This is a genomic window from Dissulfurispira sp., assembly GCF_036745535.1.
GTDB lineage: Bacteria > Nitrospirota > Thermodesulfovibrionia > Thermodesulfovibrionales > Dissulfurispiraceae > Dissulfurispira.
Genome location: NZ_DAIOFX010000146.1, coordinates 1 through 2,478, shown reverse-complemented (window position 1 = coordinate 2,478; position 2,478 = coordinate 1). Strand labels below are relative to the sequence as shown.

Genomic DNA, 2,478 nt, shown 5'->3' with positions numbered 1-2,478 from the left:
TGAGGATTTTGTAGCCTTTTTGCTTTAAAAAATCGACAGCGATGTCTTCGCCTTTGCTGCCAATGGATTTCATGTAAGATTATACGCTTTTGGGGCGCATACTTCAAAAAGGAAGCTCAGGGAATTTTGACAAAGCCTGCTGTAATTTACAAAAAACTCAAATTAGTTTGTTTCAGGTACTTCCTTTAAATTCTCCGCATACTCCATGGGAATCTTCGCCATCACCTCTTCGATAGTTGTTATGCCGTTTTTTACTTTGTCCCACGCATCTTCGAATAGAAAAACAATTCCTTCATTTTTTGCTGCCATCATTAGAGAACTCTCGCTGGCATTGTTAGAGATTAGTTTTTTTAATGCAGGGGTCATTGGAAAATATTCATAGACAGCTATCCTTCCCAGATACCCTGTGCCAGAACATTTTTGACAGCCTTTACCATAATAATGCCTTTCTATTATAGGAAGATTGTGATTTTCTATAAAATATAGAAATTCTTCTGGAATCCCTGATTCGACCTTGCAATGACTGCATATTCTTCTGACAAGTCTCTGCGCTAAGATACCGTTAACGGCGGAACTTATAAGATAGGCGTGAATGCCAAGGTTGACAAGTCGGGTAATTGTTGCAATCGTACTGTTTGTATGCAAAGTGGTCAGCACAAGATGTCCCGTAAGCGCTGCCTTTATAGCAATCTCTGCTGTCTCAATGTCCCTTATTTCTCCTATCTTTATAACATCGGGGTCCTGGCGGAGAATAGAACGAAGAACCGATGCGAATGTGCGACCTACAGATTCGTTAACCGGTATCTGGGTTATTCCCTCCAATTTGTATTCAACTGGGTCCTCTATCGTTACGATATTCCTTGAGTCGGAACGGAGTTGATTCAGACATGCATAGAGAGTAGTAGTTTTGCCACTGCCTGTAGGTCCTGTAACGATAAGCATTCCCTGCGGCCGTTTAAGTATTTCTATTATTGATCTTTTCATATACTCTGGCATTGCCAGGTCCTCAAGGGGTATCAGTCCAACACTCTGGTCGAGCAGTCTGATAACTATTTTTTCTCCATAAAGGGAAGGAAGGGTTGATATTCTGAGATCTATCTCTTTACCCTGAAATGATACATGGGCGCTTCCATCCTGAGGAAGCCGTCTGTTGGTAATATCAAGGTTGGATATTATTTTCACCCTCGACACAACAGAATCATGGATGTTTTTGTCATATTTGAAAATATTACGTAATTCTCCATCTACTCTGAATCTTATCTGAACGTACTTCTCTCTCGGTTCTATATGAATATCGCTTGCCCTGGCCTTGGCTGCTTCGGCAACAACCATTGCTACAAGCTTTACAATTGGCGGCGCCTTGCTTTTTGAATATAACGCCTCTATATTCACATCATTTTCTGAATCTTTTTTTTCTATAAACTTAAGCTCCTTATCAGCAGTAATATTCGCACTGAAGACATCGAGCACATTCTCATCTTCAGTATAATTATCTTCTATTGCCTTAAGAATTGCCCAGTCGTAGGAAATCACAGGAAGAACCCTTATATTCTCCTTGAAAGAGATAGTATCTATCGTCCTGTAGTCCAAAGGGTCAGCCATAGCAAGGATAAGGGTGTTATCTCTTTTGTCTATGGGGAAAACAAGATTTTCTTTTGCAAAATCCTTTGGTATGAGCCTTTTAATCTCATCGGATATTTTACTGTCTGCACAATGGATGATTTGAAGGTTCAATTTTTCGGCAAGGGCTTCAGCGATTTGCTCCTTTGTCACAAAGCCCAATTCAACAAGTATTTTACCTATCTTCTGTTTTTTAGCTTTCTGGACCGTCAGGGCTTGGCTAAGCTGTTCTTCTGTGATTAGCCCTGATTCTATAAGTATTTCCCCAAGTTTCCTGCGCATATCCCTCTTGCGGAAAAGCTGTTTTATAATTCTATACACTTTTAAGTTGTATTGTCAATAAAAATTTATACAATTTAAAGCATTGTAGTAAGCACGGCATAAGGGTTGTTATAGTGGTTTATGGCGAAAAAAAGAATAAAGACGAGTAAAGAAATCGGTGCGAAGATTAAAAGGCGGAGAAGGGAGATTGGAATTTCACAGGAACAACTGGCAGAGACACTGGGTGTTACATATCAGCAGGTGCAGAGGTATGAAAATGGCATGAATAAGCTCAATGTTGAAAATATTCAGATAATAGCAGATGCACTCTCCGTGCCCGTGTCTTATTTCTTTGAACCGGACAAGACATTAATGATTGCTGGAAAGATAACTCCATATTTGACTGCTGAAGATAAGCTTCTAAAACATTTTAGAAAAATCACAAACAATAATTACAAAAATATCGTCATTCAGATTGCCAGAATTGCGGCAAAGGCAGACTGACTCATATATCTCCTAAAAATCCTTCCCTCTCCTCGCCGACCCTCACCTCTTCTCCCGCAAGCCTCTCAAGGAGCACCGGAATTCCTTCGATGT

2 protein-coding genes are annotated in these 2,478 nt (G+C 40.0%); one reads left to right on the top strand and one right to left on the bottom strand.

All coding sequences use genetic code 11. From position 1 onward, the window contains the following. Nucleotides 1-162: 162 nt before the first annotated feature. Nucleotides 163-1,902 carry a GspE/PulE family protein gene (locus V7L97_RS12205; protein ID WP_333656375.1) on the bottom strand — a complete coding sequence of 580 codons (1,740 nt, stop codon included), beginning with the start codon at nt 1,900-1,902 and terminating at the stop codon, nt 163-165. A gap of 120 nt (nt 1,903-2,022) precedes the next feature. Between V7L97_RS12205 and V7L97_RS12200 the strand changes: the two genes are divergently transcribed. Continuing rightward, nucleotides 2,023-2,385: a helix-turn-helix domain-containing protein gene (locus tag V7L97_RS12200; RefSeq protein WP_333656373.1), complete on the top strand. Its 363-nt coding sequence runs from the start codon at nt 2,023-2,025 to the stop codon at nt 2,383-2,385. Nucleotides 2,386-2,478: the final 93 nt, after the last annotated feature.

Bases quoted from the DNA above. Each gene is read 5' to 3' on its own strand.
- V7L97_RS12200 (WP_333656373.1), top strand. From the start codon at position 2,023: ATGGCGAAAAAAAGAATAAAGACGAGTAAAGAAATCGGTGCGAAGATT.
- V7L97_RS12205 (WP_333656375.1), bottom strand. From the start codon at position 1,902: ATGCGCAGGAAACTTGGGGAAATACTTATAGAATCAGGGCTAATCACA.